This window comes from Limosilactobacillus fermentum, from assembly GCF_013394085.1.
Lineage (GTDB): Bacteria > Bacillota > Bacilli > Lactobacillales > Lactobacillaceae > Limosilactobacillus > Limosilactobacillus fermentum.
The window spans coordinates 949,348-969,833 of the sequence record NZ_CP040910.1; the positions used below are offsets into that span (position 1 = coordinate 949,348).

A 20,486-nucleotide genomic window follows, 5' to 3' on the forward strand; every position below is an offset into this window, starting at 1 on the left:
CCGGAAAACGCAAAAGGAGAGATGTCACTTATGAAGAAGACCAAGATTGTCAGCACTTTGGGGCCGGCAAGTACGGATGTTGACACGATTGTAAAGTTAATTAACGCCGGGGCGAACATTTTCCGGTTTAACTTCTCCCACGGTGATCACCCAGAACACCTCGGGCGGATTGAAAACGTCCACAAGGCCGAAGAAATTACTGGCAAGCACGTTGGAATCATGCTTGATACCAAGGGGGCTGAAATTCGGACGACCGTTCAAAAGGAAGGGAAGATCGAATTCAACATCGGCGACAAGGTTCGGATCTCCATGGACGACAGCCTGGAAGGGACGAAGGAAAAGATCGCCGTTACCTACGCCGGTTTATTTGACGACGTTCACGAAGGCGGCCACGTTCTCTTTGATGATGGCCTGCTCGACATGTTGGTGGACGAAAAGGATGAAGCAAACAAGGAACTTGTCTGCCACGTCTTGAACCACGGAATCCTCGGTTCCCGCAAGGGGGTTAACGCACCGGGCGTTTCCATCAACTTGCCAGGGATCACCGAAAAGGATACTAGTGACATCAACTTTGGTCTGGACAACGGGATCAACTTCATCGCCGCTTCCTTCGTTCGGAAGCCACAAGACATCGAAGACATTCGGGTCTTGCTGCGCGAAAAGAACATGGAAGACGTTCAAATCTTCCCGAAGATCGAATCCCAAGAAGGGATTGACAACTTCGAAGCGATTATCGAAGTCGCTGATGGTCTGATGGTTCCGCGTGGGGACATGGGGGTCGAAATTCCGGCCGAAAACGTTCCGCTGGTTCAAAAGAACATGATTCGTCGTTGTAACGAACTGGGCAAGCCGGTCATCACCGCCACCCAAATGTTAGACTCGATGCAAGAAAACCCACGGCCAACCCGGGCGGAAGTTTCCGACGTTGCCAACGCGGTCTTTGACGGCACCGACGCAACGATGCTGTCTGGTGAATCCGCTAACGGGGACTACCCAGTTGAATCAGTTGCCACTATGAACCGGATCGACATCAAGGCCGAAAACAACCTGGACAAGTTTGGCCGGGAAGTCTTTGACTTTGACAAGTCTGACGTAACTGAAACGATCGGTTCCGCCGTTGCCACGGCTGCCCGTGACTTAGGGGTAAAGGCAATCGTTGCCGCTACCGCTTCTGGTTACACGGCCCGGATGATCTCTAAGTACCGTCCTTCCGCTGACATCTTGGCGCTCACCTTTGATGAACGCACGGAACGCGGCCTGATGATCAACTGGGGGGTTCAACCGTACGTGGTTGAAAAGCCAACCAGCACCGATGAAATGTTTGAATTAGCATCCAAGGAAGCCAAGGACTTAGGCTTTGCCAACGTTGGTGACAAGATCATCGTTGTGGCCGGTTTGCCAATCGGTCAACACGGGACGACCAACATGATGCGGGTGCAAGAAGTTAAGTAAGCAATTCAACTGGGGAACGTAAGCGAGCACGGGTCCCGGTTAAGTGCTTGGAGCGTGATGCGGAGTCAACCGGCTTCGCCACGCTCCTTTTCTTTTGGCGTAAATTTTTGTATTATAGGTTGTTAGTTAAGCACTAGGTAAGCGGAGGAAATGAAATGAACCAAGCACTTGGTAAAGTCGTGACGGCAGTCATGATTGATGAAAACGACCAGGACTACTTTGTCCAACCGGATCGCAACGGGCAGACCTACCGTCTCCCCAAGGATGAAGCCCCCCAGGTCCTCCACATTGGCGGATCGGTCTCCGGCTTCGTTTATGAAAACGACCAGCACCAGCTCCAGATGACGTGTCAACACATCCCAACCGTTGCCGTCGATCACTATGACTTCGGAACGGTGGTGGCGGTGCGCCGCGACCTGGGGGTCTTTGTTGACATTGGCTTGCCCAACAAGGACGTGGTGGTTTCCTTGGACGAACTGCCGACTTTAAAGCACCTCTGGCCCCAACCGGGCGATCGCCTCTTGATCGCCTTGCGCGTCGATGACCACGACCGCCTGTGGGGGACCCTCGCGGACGAAGCGATTTTTGCAACGATCGCCAACCGCCCCGAAAAGAAGATGGTCAATTGGAACGTTAAGGCGACCGTCTACCGGTTGAAGATGGCCGGTACCCTCGTTTTGACCGATAATTACTGCCTGGGCTTTATTCACCCCAGCGAGCGGGACCAGGAACCGCGCTTGGGTCAAGTGGTTAACGCACGGGTGATTGGTTTGTCCGGCCACGGTAGCCTGAACCTGTCCTTAAAGCCCCGGGCCTACCAGGCAATCGATGATGACGCCAAGCAGATCCTGGAGCTGTTGAAACGTGCACCGCAAAAGCAGCTCCCCCTGACCGATAAGAGTTCACCAGAAGAAATCAAGGAGCTGTTAGGGATTTCCAAGGGGCAGTTTAAGCGGGCGGTTGGCCACCTTTTAAAGGCCCGCTTGGTCAGCCAGGTCAACGGCCGGCTAATTTTAATCAAAGAGGCGCCAGTAAATGAATAAGGGGTCAGACGCCCTGCAAGCTTCACTAGTCAGCTACCAGGAGTGGTTGACTAAAAAGGGGGGCGCCAAGTTGACTATCGCCAGTTACTTGACGGATCTGCGGGATACGGCCGCCTATTTAACCAGTCGGGGGGTCACTAATTGGCAGCAAGTGGACCGGGCCACTTTAACGGCGTACTTACAATCGTTAAACGATAAGGGCCGGCGAACAACGACGATTCAGCGCCGGATTAGCAGCCTACGTCGCTTTTATGCGTACTTACAGGTGACGGGGCAGGTCAACCACGATCCGGTCGCCTTGCTGAAGGCTAAGCAAACGCCCCGGTTGGCCCCGGTCGGGTTAACGCCGCAAGAGGCGGATTTGCTACCTGATCACGTCCCGGGCAAGGGGGTGGCTAGGGAACGCAACCGCGCCTTAGTTGCACTCTTGGTGGCGACCGGGGCGCGGGCTAACGAACTTCGGGACCTGCAAACGGGTGACCTCGACCTGGAACTGGGGGTCGTCTACCTGGGGCAGTCCTCCCGGCGCTTGGTCCCGCTCAACGAACAGGCCCAAACGTACTTGACGACCTACTTAACCGCCAGGGCCGACCAGTCGGCGACCGATGAGGGATACGTCTTTTTAAATAACCGGGGCCAGCCCCTATCGCGCCAGTCAATCTGGGAGATTGTGAACGCAACTGGGCAGCGGGCCAACATTGAGGGGGCCGTAACCCCCCAGCGGGTCCGGGATGGCTTTGCCTACCGCCTGCTAGCCCACGGTGCTGATTTAAGCCTTGTTCAGCAACTGATGGGGCACCAAAGCATCCTGACGACCCAAGTGTACTTAGAGCAAGCAAAGGAGGGGCACCATGCTGATTGCTTACCGTAAGGACTACCAAAAGATTGCGATGGGGTTACTGTCACTGTTGCCCCCCTTTAAGGATTACCACCGGCTAAAAGCGGCGATTGACTGGTCGGGGGAGTCCGATCAGCTGATTTACCTGTGGCAAAACGAAACGATTGGCCAATTCACCGGGATCGTCGTGGTTTCCGTTGGCCAAGACTACGTGTTAGTCCGGCACCTTTCCATTACGCCCAGTGACCGGGCGGGCAAAAACGTGTTTGCCTTGCTAGCGGCCCTGCAGGAGAGGTACCCCCAAAAACGGATTATGGGAACCTTGACCACCCAGGGGGTAGTGACCAACTGGGCCCGTGATCGCTACTACCGCCAGGGAGGGGATTTAAATGGCTGAACAAGAACTGGCCCGCTTGGTGGGGCAACCGACGCTGGTTTTAGGTGACTTTGAGGGACCGCTAGACCTCTTGTTACACCTGATCAAAAAGGCCGAAGTCGACATCTACGACATTCCAATCGCCAAGATTACCAACCAGTACGTTGAATTTTTGCACCAACAGGAGCAAAACCAGCTCAACATCGCCGGGGAGTACTTTGTGATGGCGGCGACCTTAATGTCAATCAAGAGTGCGATGCTATTACCGAGCCCCCCGGTGGTTGAAGATGAGCTACCACCTGAAGAAGAGGATCCCCGGGCGGAATTGGTGGCGCAACTTTTAGAGTACCAACGCTACAAAAAGGCAGCGGCGGCCCTAAAGGATAAAGAAGAATACCGGCAGCGGGAGTACACCAGAGAAGCAATGGCGGTGCCAAAGAACCTGGTAGAGACCCGCTTTGCCCCGGGGGTTGGCATTGAAGAGTTACAACGGGCCTTTGAAGACGTGGTCAAGCGCCACCACTTTCACGAACCGATTACCCAAACCGTCGATCCCGACCCGGTGACGGTTGCCGAGCGGATTGAACACGTGATTACCGTGGTGACCAAGCCAACCCGCTTTGAGGACCTGTTTGAAAATGATTGGACCAAAGACAGTCTGGTAACGACCTTCTTGGCGGTCTTGGACCTGACTAAACACCAGGTGATTGCCTTGGCCCAATCTGAACGCTTCGGCCCGCTGATTGTAATGCCGGGCCCACGAAACGAGGAATACCGAAATGGAGAATATCGCACAAATTGAGGGCTTGCTCTTCATCGCTGGTGACGAGGGGATCAGTGTTGCTGACCTGGCCCGGATCACCGGGTTTATGAAACCAGCCGTCAACGAACTATTAACGCGCCTACAAGAAAAGTACCAGGCCGACCCCCAGACCGCTTTAACCCTGCTTAATAGCGGGGAGGTCTTTCGTTTGGCCACCAAAGCGGAACTGGCGCCGGTTATGAAAACTTACTTTGAGGTTCCACTAACCACCCCACTGTCGCAAGCCGTCTTGGAGGTCTTGGCCATTGTCGCCTACAAGCAGCCACTAACCCGCTTGGAAATCGACGACATCCGTGGCGTGCAAAGCTCGGGGTCGCTGCAAAAACTCGTGGTGCGGGGACTGGTCCAGACCCACGGCCGGCTCGAAGTACCCGGCCGCCCCTTCAGGTACGTCACAACCCCGGCCTTTTTGGACTATTTTGGCCTGCAGTCGTTAGCGGACCTGCCACCGTTGCAAACCGACTTGACCGAAGACGACCTGGACGGGGACGTCTTCTTACGGGCGCTACAATCACGAACTGAAGAAGGAAAGGAAAACGAATAGATGGCAAAAGAACGTCTGCAAAAGGTGATCGCCCACGCCGGGGTTGCCTCCAGAAGGGCTGCGGAGGGCCTAATTCTCGCCGGCAAGGTGAAGGTCAATGGTCAGGTAGTAACCGAGCTGGGGACCAAAGTTGATGGCAACGATGAGGTGATGGTCAACGGCGAACCGGTCGAACAAGAGCAACACGAGTACTATTTGCTCGATAAGCCACGCGGGGTCATTTCTTCGGCCCACGATGATAAGGGGCGCAAGACGGTGGTCGATATCTTAAAAAACGAAGGGGTGCAAACGCGGGTCTACCCGGTGGGGCGCCTCGATTACGACACCACCGGCCTCTTGGTGATGACTAACGACGGGGAATTAGCCAACCGGTTAATGCACCCCCGCTTTGAAGTCGATAAGGTCTACATCGCCAAGGTCAAAGGCCTCGTTTCAAACGATGAGATGCGGCTGCTCCGCGAAGGGGTTAAAATTGATGGCAAAAAGAGCCAACCGGCCCGGACCAAACTACTCGAAGCAAACCAACGCCAAAAGACCTCGGTGGTTAAGTTAACCATTCACGAGGGTCACTACCATCAGGTTAAAAAGATGATGGAAGCGGTCGGCCACCCCGTGCTTAAGTTGCACCGGGAAAGTTATGGACCGCTGACTCTAGCTGGGCTCAATCCAGGCCAGTTCCGTAAGCTCAAGGTCGATGAGGTGCGAGCCCTACGCAAGTTGTATTAATTTGAAATACAGAGCTGGGTGGGTTATAATGGTTAAGAATTAAATAAATTAATAGGTTTGTCTTCAAGGCAGGGTGTAATTCCCGACCGGCGGTATAGCCCGCAACCCGCACACGCGGTGGAACCCGGTGAAATTCCGGGTGCCGACAGTAAAGTCTGGTATGTAGAAGATCATCACAACGATGTTTCAACCGGGAGACGCCCTGATGGTGTCCCCGGTTTTTTCGTGGTAGTGGTTGAAACCAAGAAGATGACCTCTTGGAGGTTATACTATGTCTCTTACCCATACCCGCGTTCAGCGCCTAGCCGTCTTGGCATGCATGAGTGCCTTGGCCTTTGTCTTAATGCTGTTTGAGTTCCCGGTCATTCCGGTTGTGTCGTATTTGAAAATGGACTTTTCCGACCTGCCGGTTTTGATCGCCACTTGGCTCTACGGTCCGGTGGCCGGGATCATCGTGGCGGCCATCAAGTGCCTCTTGCACGGCTTGATGTACGGGATGTCGGTTGGCGAGCTACTGGGTGTTTTGTCCAACCTGCTGTCGTCAATGTCGCTCTTGTTGCCGTTTGCTTGGTTCCTTCGCCGGGGCAAGGGAAGTTTGAAGCGGCGCCTCTTCTTTGGTGGCCTATGGGCAACGGTAGCCCTAACGGTGGTAATGTCTTTATTAAACTACTTTGTTTTAACGCCGGCCTACATGGCCCTGTGGGGGTGGAAACCAAGCTTACCACTGCCAGAGCTAGTAGCAATCGGGGTGGTGCCCTTCAACCTGATTAAGGGAATCTTGTTGAGCTTGATCTTTGGTTTCTTGGCTTGGAGCCTGCGGGATTGGGTGGCCGCCCGGTTAGACCGTTAATTGGAGCGCATTTGAAAATCACTAGGGAGTGGGAAATGACCCTCGAAAAAGACCGTACCTAGACTTAGGTCTGAGGTCACTTTCCGTCCAATATTTATGAATCCAGTCAGGGGTTGGGAGAAAAACGTCTTTTCTCCTGGTCCTTTTTCTTATGGTAAGGGCTGTTTATAGGTGCTTGTCAGGCTTGGCAAAACACCGTATGCTAAGTGTAAAAGGGGGGCTAGCAGTGAACGATTACTGGTTGGTTTTATTTGATCAGGAACCGCGGCGGTTTCGAGTAATTGAAAACCTGTTAAAAAACCGTTTGTCAGAGGCGACGATGTTCTGGGCGATGGTCTACGGAATTCAGGAGGCCGTCGCCGGTCAACGTCAGTTAAAGCGGGCGGAGTTTGACAAATGGATGAACCAGCAGGTCACGGCGGGGCTAATGGTGCAAGAAGAAGGCCAGGCCTGGTTGACCACCGCGGGGTTAGTCGAAAAGCAACGCTTATTGACTGAACACTACCAACCCCGTTTCGGTAACTGGGGGTGGCGAATTAACCCGGAACGCTTGGCCAACCGGCTCCTATTGGGGATTCAAGTGGTTTCCGAGTTTGCCCACCATAATCGTCGCTACCGTCCCTTAAACCTTGGTAACTACGAGCTGGGAACCGTTAAGCAGTGGCTCCTCAAGAGTGGGCGGGGGATCCAAGGGGCCGTTGAACAGCAGGTTACCGCCGCCTTTGCTGCCCTAGAAAAAGTGGATCCCCGCTTGCCCCAGGTGCTAGCGGCCCTGTTAATCGGTCACCAGACCAGCGGGGCAACGCTTGGTCAGTTAGCGCGTGAGCTCCGGGTGAGTGAGGGCGAAACGGTGATCATTATCCATGACGCCTGGCTAGGGTTAGGAGCCTACTTAGCCACCACCCCCGGGCCGCTCAGTCAGTTGGTGGGTCCCCTAATTTCTAACAGCCCGTTGACGACCAGCGCCCAGCAGACGGTCGCCGATTTTTTGACCGGTCAAAGCCCCGTGGCAATTAGTCGTCGTCGCCACCGTAAATTGTCGACGATCCGTGATCACCTGTTAACCGCCGCCATTTTGACCCCCGGGATGGCGGACTGGCGCACCCTCTTTCCGGCCGGGATGCTAGAAGAGTTGGCAAATCGCTATCAAGGACCGGTGGCGAGTTGGCAGTTCGTGGCGACCCACCCGGACCTGGACTTAAACCAGGAGTTTTTCTTGTTTCGCTTGTACCAAATCATGAGGTGTCAAAACAGTGACCATTGATGAACAACAAGTCCGCACCGCACTGAAACGGTTTTTCGGTTTCGCTGACTTTCGTCCCGGACAAAGGGAGACGATTGAAGCGACGTTGGCGGGGAAGCCAACCCTGGCCGTCTTGCCAACCGGGGCCGGCAAAACCCTCCTTTACCAACTCCCGGGGGTAATGTTAGACGGCTTGGTGGTGGTCATCGCCCCCCTGATTTCCTTGATGCAAGATCAAGTTGATCGCCTGCGTAGCGATGGCTTAGGGCCGGTGGCGAGCCTCAATTCTAGCCTCGATTACCAAGAGCAACAGTGGGTGCTGAGCCACCTAGGGGAGCTTAAGTTTTTGTTTACTTCCCCGGAGACCTTGCTCAAGCCCGCCGTATTAAGGGCGTTGCACCGTCAACCGATTAGCCTGTTTGTCGTCGATGAGGCCCATTGCGTTTCCCAGTGGGGCCCTGATTTTCGTCCGGAATACCTCCGGGTTGCCCAGGCCATTCAAGCGGTCAACCCCGCGCGGCTATTGATGCTGACGGCTACGGCCACCCCCGCAATCCAAGATGATATCATTCAGCGTCTAGGCCTCAATCCGGCCGCGGTGGTGCGGGTCGTTAAATCGGTTAATCGCCCCAATATTTTCCTGGCCGTCCAAAAACTAGCTGACCAAGACGAAAAGCGGCGCCGCCTTCTCGAACTGGTCAACCAATTAGGGCCCAGTGGGGTGGTCTACCTCTCCAGCCGTGAGGGGGCCAACCAATTGGCGGACTGGTTAAATCAACAAGCCAACTTACGGGTGGCGGCTTACCACGCCGGGGTTGACCCCGTTGACCGCTACCGAATTCAGCAGCAGTTCTTAGGTGGAGAATTGGACCTAGTGGTGGCCACGTCGGCCTTTGGGATGGGGATTGATAAACAAGACATCCGTTACGTGATCCACTTTCAGATGCCGGGGAGTTTAGAAGCGTACGTCCAAGAGATTGGTCGGGCTGGTAGAGATGGCCGCCAGTCCTTAGCCGTGCTCTTATATTGTCACGGTGATGAGCAGTTGCCACTCTTGTTAAACCACGTCGATTTACCAAGCCCCGCCGTCTTAGATCAAATCAAGGCGGGCAAGGTGAAGGCCGATCTTTTAGGGGAGGCTAAGCGCGTGGTCACCTACTACCTGGACCAGGGAATGGACGGGCAGGCGGTGTGGCGCTTTTTTGCGGACCTAGAACAAAAGCGGGGCCGCCAGGTGCAACGGATGTTAAGTTACGTCGAGGAAGACAAGTGCCGGCGAACTAATTTACTAGCCTACTTTGGCCAAGCAAGTCTGGAGGCGGAGGTCGAGTGGTGTTGTGACCTGACCAACCGGGACTGGACGGTGACCGCTTTGCAACTGCCCGCGGTCAAACGGCGAGTGGCTTCGTCCGTCCTCGATTGGCGAAACCGGGTCGCAACTTTGTTCAACCGACAGGGGTTGGGCTAGACACACGGCGCTTTGATGCGCTACAATCGTTGATGAAATCTACTTAAGGGGGTGTGGCACATGGCTCAACGCCGGGAAGATCAACGGAACGAAAAGCTCTGGGATAAGACCTTTACCGATAACCAAGACATCGATAAAGAAGGGCACCTATCGCGGATGGCACACCGCAAGCAAAGTACGCACAACGCCCAAATCACCACGATTTTAATCGTCTTGATCATTATTTTGGCGGCGACCCCGGTTTTATACTGGGTTAACCACCAGCAGTCATTTAATCACCCGCAACGAACGGTGAAGGTGGCGTCATCTTCGACAGCAACGTCTAAAAAAAAAGCCAGCTCAACCAGTTCATCAGCTAGCGTGAGTAAGGGGAAACAGGCCAGTAGCAGTTCTTCTGTAAGTAAGGCGGCCAGCACCTCTAGTTCATCCGCGTTGGCAAGTTCTTCGAGTGCTAGCAGTTCGTCAACGACGGCTGTTTACACAACTGTTGAGTCCGGACAAGGGATTTACCGGGTGGCCAAGGATAATGGCTTGACGGTGGCTGAGTTAGCCTCTTTAAACGGCATCACCACTACCACGGCAATTCATCCCGGTGAACGGTTGCGGGTTAAGTAATATTTAGGAGTGAACATTTTTATATGGTAAAGGGAATTCAAGTTGCAATTGACGGGCCGGCTTCGGCGGGAAAGAGTACGGTCGCCAAGCTCGTGGCCAAGCGCTTCGGGTACATTTACTGTGACACCGGGGCGATGTACCGGTCGGTAACCCTGGCCGCTTTAGAGCGGGGAATTGATTTAAGCCAAGATGACTTGGTGAGTGAACTGGCTAACCAAATCACGATCACCTTCGCCCCCGGCGACCCACAAAAGGTCTTCATCGACGGGCATGAGGTTACCCAGGCGATTCGGTCGACGGAAGTGGCTCAGCACGTTTCGACGGTGGCCGCCATTCCAGCCGTGCGGAGCCGGATGGTGGAATTGCAACGTCAAATTGCCCAAGAGGGCGGGATCGTGATGGACGGCCGTGACATTGGGACGACCGTCCTCCCGGATGCCCCGGTCAAAATCTTTATGGTGGCCTCGGCACACGAACGGGCCCGGCGCCGCTTCTTGGATAACCAAGAGCGGGGGATCGACGGTGGTTCAATTGAAGAACTCCAACGGGCGATCGAACTACGGGATCAAAAGGATTCCACCCGGGCGGTTTCTCCGCTCGTTAAAGCCGCGGACGCCTATCAACTCGACACCACTCACCTGACCATTGAGCAAGTGGTCGATCAGATTGCCGGTCGAATTGAAAAAACACTGGAACAAAAATAGTAAAAGACTAGCAATGTCAGTTCGGATCCTGTAGAATGGTGTTTAGAGTTGATTGTTGCAAGGAGGATATTTTTAGATGGCTGAAAACGAAAACAATAACGCTATGTTAGAAGCACTTGACTCCATCAAGACGGTAAACGTCGGTGATGTTGTTAAGGGGAGGGTATTACAAATCGACGACGACCGCCAAGCGATCGTTGGGATCGAAGACTCTGGTGTGGAAGGGGTTGTCCCAGCCAACCAACTGTCTACCAAGCCCGTTGACAACATCAATGATGTTGTCAAGGTTGGTGACGAACTTGACCTGGTTGTTATCTCCAAGATCGGGAGCGACAAGGAAAATGGTTCTTACCTGCTTTCTCATCGGCGCTTAGAAGCCATGAAGGTTTGGAACGAAATCCAAAAGAAGTTTGACGATGGCGAAACCATCACCGCTACGGTTACGCAAGCCGTTAAGGGTGGGTTGGTTGTTGACGCCGGCGTCCGTGGGTTCGTTCCGGCCTCAATGATTACTGACCACTACGTTGAAGATCTGAACCAATTCAAGGGCGAAGAACTTGAATTCAAGATCATTGAAATCGAACCAAGTGAAAACCGCCTGATCCTTTCCCACAAGGAAATCGTTCAAGCACAACACGAAGAAGCTGCCAAGAAGATCTTCTCTGAATTGGCTGCTGGTGACGTGGTTGAAGGTAAGGTTGCCCGGATGACTAACTTCGGGGCCTTCATCGACCTTGGCGGTGTTGACGGGTTAGTTCACGTTTCCGAAATTTCTTACGACCACGTTGACAAGCCAGCCGACGTTCTGGAAGTTGGTCAAGAAGTTAAGGTGAAGGTCTTAAACGTTGACCCAGAACGCGAACGGATTTCCCTTTCGATCAAGCAAACCTTGCCTGGCCCATGGGATGACATCGAAGAAAAGGCTGCCGTTGGTACTGTCCTGACTGGGACGGTTAAGCGTCTGACTAGCTTTGGTGCCTTTGTGGAAGTCTTCCCTGGCGTTGAAGGTTTGGTACACATTTCCCAAATCTCCCACAAGCACATTGCTACGCCAGCTGACGTGCTTGAAGCAGGGCAAGAAGTTAAGGTGAAGGTCTTAAACGTTGACCCTGAACGTCAACGTTTGGGTCTGTCCATCAAGGCGCTTGAAGAAGCTCCGGCGGGCAGTGACAACAACAATAACAACAACGGTGGTTCCCGTCGTCCGCGTCGTCGTAACAACAACTACATCGCAGACGCACCGGAAGAAGAAAGTGGTTTCAACTTGGGTGACCTGCTTGGTGACCAATTGAAGAACTTCGACAAGTAATCATAACCATCAATAAGCAGGGCCGGGAGTAATCCCGGCTTTGTTTTTGCCAAAATTTATTGAAGGGAGGAAACTTCATGGCAAATCCAGTAGTAGCGATTGTCGGACGCCCGAACGTGGGGAAGTCGACCCTCTTTAACCGGATCGCCGGGGAGCGGATCGCAATCGTTGAAGACACCCCCGGAGTAACCCGGGATCGCCTCTACGCCCACGGGGAATGGCTGGGCAAAAACTTTTCGATGATTGACACCGGGGGGATTGAAATGTCCGATCAACCCCTCTTAACGCAGATCCGGCAACAGGCTGAAATCGCGATTGAAGAAGCCGATGTGATCATCATGGTCGTTAACGTTGAAAACGGGGTGACCGATGCCGACGAGCAGGTGGCCCAAATTCTCTACCGGTCCAACAAGCCGGTCGTCTTGGCCGTCAATAAGGTTGATAACCCCGAGCGGCGGCTCGACGTTTATGACTTTTACCAACTTGGTTTGGGTGAACCGTACCCGGTTTCGTCCGTTCACGGGGTTGGCCTTGGTGATATGCTCGACGCCGTGATTGAAAACTTTGCCGAAAAGGACGCCGAAGAAGAGAACGACCGGATTCGCTTTTCCTTTATCGGGCGGCCCAACGTCGGTAAGTCCTCGCTCGTTAACGCCATCCTAGGCGAAAACCGGGTGATCGTTTCGGACATGGCCGGGACGACCCGTGATGCGATTAACACCCAGTTTACGGCGAAGGACGGTCGCGAATTCACGATGGTCGACACGGCGGGGATCAAAAAGAAGGGCAAACTCTACGAAAATACCGAGCGTTACGCCCTAATGCGCTCAATGCGGGCGATCGATGACTCCGACGTCGTCTTAGTCGTGTTAAACGCCGAAGAGGGGATCCGGGAACTCGATAAGCACATTGCCGGCTACGCTCACGAGGCGGGACGGGCGGTGATCATCGTCGTCAATAAGTGGGACACGATCCCGGACCGGGACCAACGGACGATGACCGACTTTACCAACCTGATCCGTCACGAATTCCAGTACCTTAGTTACGCCCCGATCGTGTTTGTGTCGGCTAAGACCAAGCAACGGCTGTCCCGTTTACCGGAGATGATTGAAGAGGCCTACGATCACCAACACCGGCGGATTCAATCGGCGGTCTTAAACGACGTCTTGATGGATGCCCTGGCCGCTAACCCAACCCCATCGTCCAACGGCCGGCGCCTGCGGGTTTACTACGCAACTCAGGTTGCCGTGGCGCCGCCGACCTTCGTGATCTTCGTTAACGATCCGGACCTGATGCACTTTTCATATGCCCGCTACTTAGAGAACCGGATCCGGGCGGCCTTTGACTTTACCGGGACCCCAATTCGCTTAATCAAACGCCGGCGCAAGTAGGAAGAAACCGCTTGCGCAAGGATTGAGGGCGGAAATTTCCCGGAAAATGGCAAAAATGGTAAAAACCCCGGGAAATGCCTTGCTAACGGGGTTTTACTATGCTAATCTAGTTTTTGAAATAATGCGAAGGTTCGTCATTGTTTCGTTAATTTTGGACCACTCAAAATTAACAATCACTGGATCACCCCCCGTGGAGTGATCGTTAGTGGGAGGTGAAAGTGACATGGCAAACAAGGCAGAATTAGTTACCAACGTTGCAACTGCAACCGGTCTGACTAAGAAGGATGCAACCGCAGCTGTTGACGCAGTTTTCAGCTCCATCCAAGCTTCCTTGGCTAAGGGTGAAAAGGTTCAACTGATCGGCTTTGGTAACTTCGAAGTTCGTGAACGTGCTGCCCGCAAGGGTCGTAACCCACAAACTGGTCAAGAAATCCAAATTCCTGCAAGCAAGGTTCCGGCATTCAAGCCAGGAAAGGCGCTTAAGGACGCCGTTAAGTAAGCTTTACTTAGCGTAAACGAGGGGCTGTGACAAGTACGTCACAGCCCCTTTTAAGGTCAATTAGAAAGGGGTAACAACGTGACCTATTCAGAACAAATGTTAGACCACATTGAAGAAGGTACCATGGACCAGGCCCAAAAAGACTTCGCCTGGGCCCTGCGGAAGGATGACGATGACACCCTCTACAGCTTGGCGGAAGAGCTTTACGCACTCGGGTTGACCAACCAGGCCCAGCGAACCTATTTAAAGCTTTTGGACCGCTACCCACAAGAGGATGAGTTACGAACCGCCTTAGCCGAAATTGCCATCGACAATGGCGACAATGACGAGGCCCTTTCCTACCTATCCCAAATTCAACCCAGCTCGCCGGCTTACCTGCAGTCGCTGCTGGTGCAAGCCGACCTCTACCAAACCGAGGAGCAATTTGAAATTACGGAGGCCAAGTTAAACGAGGCCTACCGGATGGCGCCCGACGAACCCGCCGTCTTGTTTGCCCTGGCCGAGTACTACTACCTAATCGGTAAGTTTCAAGAGGCCATTCCCTTTTACTTCGCCCTGATTAAGGCGGGCCACCTCGAATTCGCGAAGGTTGACATTGCCGGACGGTTGGGGACCGCTTACGCCCAGCTCGGTAAGTTTGATCAGGCACTGGGTTACTTAAATCAGGTAGCGCCTGGTTATCAAACCAGTGACATCCGGTTTCAGACCGGGTTGACCCAGTTAGCCCTCCACCAGCTCAAGGAGGCCATCATCACCTTCAAGGAGCTAGCAGAAGACGATGGCCAATACGCCTCGGTCTACCCGGCCCTGGCCCAAGCGTACGCCGAAGAGCACCACTACGCCCAGGCCCTGACCACCCTGCAAGAAGGATTAGCGGTTGACCAGTACAATGAGCACCTGTACGCCCAAGCAGCCGAGATGGCTAGCCACGTTGGCGATACGGAATTAATGGCGACCTACTTGAAGCGGGCCCACGAACTGGATCCGGATAACCAAACCATTACCCTCCAGTATTCCAACTTCTTGCTTCACCAAGGTCAAGACGACGAGAACCTCGCCCTCTTGGCACCGCTGGTGGACGAAAACGATGATCCCCAAGTTGAGTGGAATCTGGCCCAGTCGTACTTGCACAAAGAGGACTTTGACGGGGCCAAGCAAGCTTTTGAAGCGGCCGCCCCGGCCCTGAGGGATAACCCAACCTTCTTGCGTCAGTTGATTGAGTTTTACCAGGAAATGGGGATGCGCCCGCAGTTGCGGGAGGCCGTTGAGCACTACCTGGCGATTGATCCGGCCGATAGCGAACTACAAGAACTCCTAGAACAACTGGACGAAGACTACTAACCAGATAACGGAAACCCGTGAGAAACGGGGCATAAAGCAAAGCAGAGCCCAAGAGAAAGCGCCGCTTCCTCTTGGGCTCTGCTTGTATTTCCAAACGTTAGTGGCCAATTACCCTAGTCTTTTTCCGCCGATTGTTCCGCCCTGTCTTGATTAAACAAGAGCCGGCGGTAGTAGAGCAAGGAGGCCGGGTCAATGCGCAGGACCTCCATTAATTGCTGGTCCGACCAGTCCCGGTGGAGGCGGAGTTGGTTTAAGACGTAACCCTGGTGGAGGTTACGGGGGGCCAGCGAGAAGTTGGTTAACGACTCGTCGGCCTTGAGGTACTTGTGCAAACCGGCGTTGGTAAGGCGTGGCTGATTGTGGTTAAGCCGGGTTTTTAAAAAGGGATCCGTGCACCCCTGCAGGTCCGCGAGGGGTTGGTGGAAAACGTTAAAGGCGACTAAAAAGTTCTTCTCGGCCTTAGTAGTGGGGCTCAGTCGCCGCAGTTGTTGGCCAAAGTCGGGGGCCAAGAATTCGCCGACCGTGTAGCCTTTGGCCGAGAGGAATAGGGTTAAACGGGTGTAGAAGTGGAGTTGGTCACTTTCCAATAATTGGTCGAGTTGGTTAACCCACTTGGGGCTGACCTTCACCGCCGGGCGGGGGAGGGCCCCGTGCAGGGTCAGGGTCGGGTAACCATGGATCAGTTGGTGAGTGAAGAGGTAGCGAAAGTAACGGTTGAGGTGGGATAAAATCTTATTGGTGGTCGCCAGCGTCGCCGTCCGGTCGTCTTTGAGGTAGTTAAAAAAGGCCCGGACGTCGGTTTCGGTGACCGCGTCCACCTGGGGGTCGTGGGCAAAGGCGGGGCGGTTAGCACGCAAGAAGTCAAAGAAGCTGGTAAGGCTGGTGGCATAAGTTGCCACCGTCAGCGGCGCCAGTCCCTGTTGGATTAAAAAATTTTCAAACGGTTGTTGGTAGGGGTAATGGTCTGCCATAAGAACACCTCCAAGTAAGCAGATATTTACTATAACTATACACCCACTCAAACAAATCGCCAACACCCTAACACGACCAGCCAAAATTTGCTAGAATAGATTAATTGGGTGCCGAGCAAGTAGTAATTGTCCGCACCTTAAATTTGGACGAAACGGGGCTTCACCATGAAAATTGAGACGCTGCCGGCGGAATTTGAACCGGCCCGCCCAATCCTTTCGCGCATTGAAGAAGCTGGCTTTGAGGCATACTTTGTCGGCGGCTGTGTTCGCGATACGATTTTAAACTTACCCATTCATGACATTGACATCGCCACCTCGGCCTACCCGGCGGAGATCAAACAGATCTTTTCGCGGACGGTAGACACCGGGATTGAACACGGGACGGTGATGATTTTAGATCACGGGACTGGTTATGAGACGACCACCTTCCGGACCGAGTCGGGTTACCAAGATTTCCGGCGTCCGGATTCCGTTACCTTCGTGCGGTCTTTAAAAGAAGACTTACAGCGCCGGGATTTTACGATTAACGCCTTGGCTTTAAAAGAGGACGGGACGGTGGTGGACCTTTTTGACGGGTTAGGGGATTTAAAGCGCCACTTGATCAAGGCGGTTGGTGATCCGGCCGAGCGGTTTCACGAGGATGCCTTGCGAATGATGCGGGCAGCCCGGTTTGCCGCCAAGCTTGGTTTTCAAATCGAGCCGGGCACGCTGGCCGGGATGTCACAAAACGCGGCCCTGTTGGAAAAGATCGCCGTTGAACGGATCCAGGTCGAATTCGAAAAGTTACTCCTTGGTAAGGCGGTCCAAAACGGTTTGGCTACCATGTTAGACACCAAGCTGTACCTGCATTGTCCAGGACTGAAGGAGGGTGGCCAAGGGCTCCAATATTTGGCTCAGCAACCACTGACGTTAAACAACGCCACGCAGGCTTGGGGAGCACTTGCAATCTGCTTGGGCCTTGATAAAAACCAGCTGCGCCCCTTCTTAAAGGGGTGGAAGCTATCGAATGGTTTGATTACCGCCGTTTCTCGGGCCGTTCCACTGGTGGAAAAACTGACGACTAAGGCGGCTGGGGCAAGCGATCTTTACCAGGCGGGTCAGCAAGCGGTGGCAGACGCCGTCGTGATCGCCAACTCCCTGGGTGGTCAGGTCGATCCACAGGCGGTTCAAGCAGCGTACCAGGCTCTACCAATTAAGGAGAGCGGCGAATTGGCCTTAAACGGGGGCGACCTAATTAAAGCGGGGTTTAAGCCGGGGCCAGCAATGGGCAAGGCCCTCACCACCCTGACTAAACAAGTGGTTGAAGGTCAGCTGGCCAATGATTACCAGACCCTATTAAAGGCGGCGGGCGAGCTGTTAAAGGCGTAGTAAGGAGGAAACATGCAGACATTACGTGCGGATAATTTAACGAGTCGTTACGGCGAAAAGGTGCTCTTTGAAGACGTGTCCTTTTTGATTAACGAGGGCGATCGGATCGGCCTGATCGGTACTAACGGTAGTGGGAAGACCAGCCTCTTGAACGTGATTGCCGGTCAAACTGGTGCCGATGCCGGCCAGATCACTAAGCCGGGGGACTACACGATTGGCTACCTGATGCAGCAGCCGAGTTTTGACCCGGATTTATCGATTACCGATGCGGTTTTTGCGGGCAGCCAGCGGGTCTTTCAAACAATTCGCAGCTATGAAGCGGCCCTCACGGAGTACACTAACCACCCCGAAGATGCGGCGGCGGCCGATCGCTTTGCCAAGCTGCAAGCGTCCATGGACCAAGAGGACGCGTGGGACGCGGATTCCCGGATTAAGACGATCCTGACCCAACTTAAAATCACCGACATGGACCAGAAGATGGGGGAACTGTCGGGGGGACAAGTGAAACGGGTTGGCCTAGCGCAGGTCCTGATTCAAGAACCGGACCTCCTGATGCTTGATGAACCGACCAACCACCTGGACCTGGCCTCAATCGTGTGGCTTCAAGAATACCTAGCCTCGTACAAGGGGGCTGTTTTGGTGGTCACCCACGACCGTTACTTCTTGGATCAAGTTACTAACCACATTTGGGAATTGGCCTACGGGGTCATGCACCACTACGACGGTAACTACCAAGCCTTCGTCGAAAAGAAGGCCGAACGCCTCGAACTCTCCCAGGCTAGTGAACGCAAGAAGCAAAACCTGTATAGAAAGGAACTGGCTTGGATGCGCCACGGCGCCAAGGCTCGTTCCACCAAGCAAAAGGGGCGGATCAACCGCTTTAACGAGCTCAAGGACTCCCTGGGCCAGGTGGAAACGGACGAGGACATCGCCATTGACCTGGGTTCACAACGGCTCGGGAAGGACGTCATCGAACTAAAGGGCGCCAACCTGTCCCTTGGCGAACACCACATCTTACAGGACTTCAACCTGCTGGTTCAGGGTGGCGATCGGATTGGGATCACCGGTGAAAACGGGGCCGGGAAAACCAGCCTCCTCAATGTCATCGCGGGGCGGGTTCCGCTGGCTTCCGGGGTCTTAAAGATTGGCGAGACCGTTAACCTAGGTTATTACACCCAGCAAACCGAGGGGGTCGACGACGATAAACGGGTGATCTCTTATTTAACCGAAATTGCCGACAACGTGGTCGATAAGTACGGTCAGCGCGTTGACGTGACGAAGTTACTGGAACGCTTCTTGTTCCCCCGCTTCATGCACGGGACCCTAATTCGGAAGTTATCCGGGGGTGAAAAGCGGCGCCTCTACCTGTTAAAAATCCTGATGCAACAACCAAACGTCTTACTCTTGGACGAACCGACGAATGACCTAGACATCGGCACCCTGACCGTCTTAGAGGATTACCTAGACGATTTTAGTGGTACCGTGATCACGGTCTCGCACGACCGCTACTTCTTGGATCGGGTGGCCGACGACCTGTTGATTTTCAAGGGGCAGGGGCAAATTGAGCGCTACACCGGGCGTTTTACCGATTACCTAGCTAATCAGGTTCAAACGACGGTCCCGGCTAAAAAGGCGCCGGTAGAGAAAAAGCCGGTTGCCAAACAAGCGGAGAAAAAGGAAAAAACCAAGTTGACCTACGCCGAACAACTGGAGTGGGAAAAGATTAACGAACAAATCGACCAGTTAGCCAGTCAACAAGAAGAGATTGAAACGGCAATGGCCGCAAATGGTGATAACTACGAGAAACTGGCTAAGTTACAGGCCCAGTTAAACCAGGTTACTAAGGAGCTCGATGATAAGACGGCCCGCTGGGAATACCTAAGTGATTACGTGGATTAGAGTTGCCGGTAATCCGGTTGAGATCTGTTACAATTAGACCCAATTGAATAAAAGGAGCGATTGCAATGACGGTAAATCATAATGAAGAACAGTACCTAGACCTGGCGCGCCACGTCCTGGAATTCGGTGACCAAAAGGGGGACCGGACCGGAACCGGAACTAAGTCGGTCTTCGGCTACCAGATGCGCTTTAACCTGCAGGAAGGTTTCCCGATCCTGACGACCAAGAAGGTGGCCTTTGGGCTGGTCAAAAGCGAGCTCCTCTGGTTCTTGCGCGGCGACACCAACATCCGCTTTCTCTTGGAACACAAAAACCACATCTGGGACGAGTGGGCCTTTAAGAAGTGGGTCGAAAGCGACGAGTATACGGGCCCGGACATGACCGACTTTGGCCGCCGTTCCTTGGTGGATGCCGCATTTAACGAAGAGTACAAAAAGGAAAAGCGGGCCTTTTGCCAGCGGATCTTAGAGGATGACGACTTTGCTAAGCAGTACGGCAACCTAGGTTTGGTGTACGGCTCCCAGTGGCGGAGTTGGCAAACGCCAAACGGCCCGGTTGACCAAATCAAAAAGGTGATCGAGCAGATTAAGACCAATCCCGATTCTCGGCGGTTGATCGTAACGGCTTGGAACCCGGCCGACGTCGATAACATGGCCCTGCCACCGTGCCACACAATGTTCCAGTTTTACGTGAACAACGGCAAGCTGTCTTGCCAGCTTTACCAGCGCAGTGCCGACATCTTCTTAGGGGTACCGTTTAACATCGCCTCTTACGCCTTACTGACCCACATGATTGCGCACCAGTGCGGGCTGGAAGTTGGGGAATTTGTCCACACCTTGGGGGACGCTCACATCTACTTAAACCACCTCGATCAGATTAAAGAACAGCTCAGCCGCCCAGTTCACCAGGCACCGCAGCTGATCTTGCCGGCGGAGGCCAAGCCAATTGACGAGTACCAAATGGAAGACATCAAGCTGGAGGGCTACGAACACGAAGACGCCATTAAGGCCCCGGTAGCGGTCTAAG

The 20,486-nt window shown here is 53.8% G+C and carries 20 protein-coding genes and 1 riboswitch; of the genes, 19 read left to right on the forward strand and 1 reads right to left on the reverse strand.

Annotation, left to right across the window (positions count from 1 at the left end; translation table 11 throughout):
• Nucleotides 1–30 precede the first annotated feature (30 nt).
• The 16 genes from pyk to FG166_RS04795 all read left to right on the forward strand — a co-directional run bounded on the left by pyk (nt 31) and on the right by FG166_RS04795 (nt 15,222).
• Nucleotides 31–1,452 (forward strand): pyruvate kinase, encoded by a 1,422-nt coding sequence (gene pyk / locus FG166_RS04720; protein WP_003684953.1) that lies wholly within the window; start codon nt 31–33, stop codon nt 1,450–1,452.
• A gap of 155 nt (nt 1,453–1,607) precedes the next feature.
• Nucleotides 1,608–2,495 carry a CvfB family protein gene (locus FG166_RS04725; protein ID WP_003683209.1) on the forward strand — a complete coding sequence of 296 codons (888 nt, stop codon included), beginning with the start codon at nt 1,608–1,610 and terminating at the stop codon, nt 2,493–2,495.
• Nucleotides 2,488–3,366, forward strand: coding sequence for a tyrosine-type recombinase/integrase (locus FG166_RS04730; RefSeq protein ID WP_003683207.1), 879 nt, complete (start codon nt 2,488–2,490; stop codon nt 3,364–3,366). Before FG166_RS04725 ends, FG166_RS04730 begins: the two co-directional genes overlap by 8 nt.
• Nucleotides 3,347–3,730 (forward strand): hypothetical protein, encoded by a 384-nt coding sequence (locus FG166_RS04735; protein WP_003683205.1) that lies wholly within the window; start codon nt 3,347–3,349, stop codon nt 3,728–3,730. Before FG166_RS04730 ends, FG166_RS04735 begins: the two co-directional genes overlap by 20 nt.
• Complete coding sequence (locus FG166_RS04740) at nt 3,723–4,511, forward strand: segregation and condensation protein A (protein ID WP_003683203.1); 789 nt, start codon at nt 3,723–3,725, stop codon at nt 4,509–4,511. The genes FG166_RS04735 and FG166_RS04740 overlap by 8 nt, the downstream gene beginning before the upstream one ends.
• On the forward strand, nt 4,489–5,076 hold the full coding sequence (scpB, locus tag FG166_RS04745) for an SMC-Scp complex subunit ScpB (protein ID WP_003683201.1): 588 nt from the start codon (nt 4,489–4,491) through the stop codon (nt 5,074–5,076). The genes FG166_RS04740 and scpB overlap by 23 nt, the downstream gene beginning before the upstream one ends.
• A complete protein-coding gene (locus FG166_RS04750) occupies nt 5,077–5,802 on the forward strand; it encodes a pseudouridine synthase (RefSeq protein WP_003683200.1) in 726 nt (241 codons plus the stop codon).
• A 55-nt stretch (nt 5,803–5,857) separates the two neighbouring features.
• Nucleotides 5,858–5,977: riboswitch (FMN riboswitch) on the forward strand.
• Nucleotides 5,978–6,073: 96 nt separating this feature from the next.
• Entirely contained in the window at nt 6,074–6,652 is a 579-nt protein-coding gene (locus FG166_RS04755; protein WP_003683198.1) for an ECF transporter S component, read from the forward strand.
• 226 nt (nt 6,653–6,878) lie between these two features.
• On the forward strand, nt 6,879–7,916 hold the full coding sequence (locus FG166_RS04760; protein ID WP_240839895.1) for a YpbB family protein: 1,038 nt from the start codon (nt 6,879–6,881) through the stop codon (nt 7,914–7,916).
• Complete coding sequence (locus tag FG166_RS04765) at nt 7,906–9,363, forward strand: RecQ family ATP-dependent DNA helicase (RefSeq protein ID WP_003683188.1); 1,458 nt, start codon at nt 7,906–7,908, stop codon at nt 9,361–9,363. Before FG166_RS04760 ends, FG166_RS04765 begins: the two co-directional genes overlap by 11 nt.
• A gap of 60 nt (nt 9,364–9,423) precedes the next feature.
• Entirely contained in the window at nt 9,424–9,978 is a 555-nt protein-coding gene (locus tag FG166_RS04770; protein WP_003683187.1) for an SAG1386/EF1546 family surface-associated protein, read from the forward strand.
• A 23-nt stretch (nt 9,979–10,001) separates the two neighbouring features.
• Complete coding sequence (gene cmk / locus FG166_RS04775; RefSeq protein ID WP_003683185.1) at nt 10,002–10,682, forward strand: (d)CMP kinase; 681 nt, start codon at nt 10,002–10,004, stop codon at nt 10,680–10,682.
• A gap of 76 nt (nt 10,683–10,758) precedes the next feature.
• The gene (gene rpsA, locus FG166_RS04780; protein WP_003683184.1) at nt 10,759–11,991 is read left to right on the forward strand and encodes a 30S ribosomal protein S1; all 1,233 of its coding nucleotides are present in this window, start codon (nt 10,759–10,761) and stop codon (nt 11,989–11,991) included.
• Between the two features lie 77 nt (nt 11,992–12,068).
• On the forward strand, nt 12,069–13,382 hold the full coding sequence (der, locus tag FG166_RS04785; protein ID WP_003683182.1) for a ribosome biogenesis GTPase Der: 1,314 nt from the start codon (nt 12,069–12,071) through the stop codon (nt 13,380–13,382).
• Between the two features lie 223 nt (nt 13,383–13,605).
• Nucleotides 13,606–13,881 carry an HU family DNA-binding protein gene (locus FG166_RS04790; protein ID WP_003683180.1) on the forward strand — a complete coding sequence of 92 codons (276 nt, stop codon included), beginning with the start codon at nt 13,606–13,608 and terminating at the stop codon, nt 13,879–13,881.
• A gap of 78 nt (nt 13,882–13,959) precedes the next feature.
• Nucleotides 13,960–15,222 carry a tetratricopeptide repeat protein gene (locus FG166_RS04795; protein WP_003683178.1) on the forward strand — a complete coding sequence of 421 codons (1,263 nt, stop codon included), beginning with the start codon at nt 13,960–13,962 and terminating at the stop codon, nt 15,220–15,222.
• Between the two features lie 113 nt (nt 15,223–15,335).
• Here the strand turns inward: FG166_RS04795 and FG166_RS04800 are convergent, their stop codons facing one another.
• Nucleotides 15,336–16,193: a phage integrase N-terminal SAM-like domain-containing protein gene (locus FG166_RS04800; protein WP_003683175.1), complete on the reverse strand. Its 858-nt coding sequence runs from the start codon at nt 16,191–16,193 to the stop codon at nt 15,336–15,338.
• 165 nt (nt 16,194–16,358) lie between these two features.
• Here FG166_RS04800 and FG166_RS04805 point away from each other — a divergent pair, with 165 nt between their 5' ends.
• The 3 genes from FG166_RS04805 (at nt 16,359) to FG166_RS04815 (ending at nt 20,485) form a co-directional block, all read left to right on the forward strand.
• The gene (locus FG166_RS04805) at nt 16,359–17,561 is read left to right on the forward strand and encodes a CCA tRNA nucleotidyltransferase (protein WP_003683173.1); all 1,203 of its coding nucleotides are present in this window, start codon (nt 16,359–16,361) and stop codon (nt 17,559–17,561) included.
• A gap of 12 nt (nt 17,562–17,573) precedes the next feature.
• Complete coding sequence (locus FG166_RS04810) at nt 17,574–19,460, forward strand: ABC-F family ATP-binding cassette domain-containing protein (RefSeq protein WP_003683172.1); 1,887 nt, start codon at nt 17,574–17,576, stop codon at nt 19,458–19,460.
• A gap of 65 nt (nt 19,461–19,525) precedes the next feature.
• Entirely contained in the window at nt 19,526–20,485 is a 960-nt protein-coding gene (locus tag FG166_RS04815) for a thymidylate synthase (RefSeq protein WP_003683168.1), read from the forward strand.
• Nucleotide 20,486 lies beyond the last annotated feature (1 nt).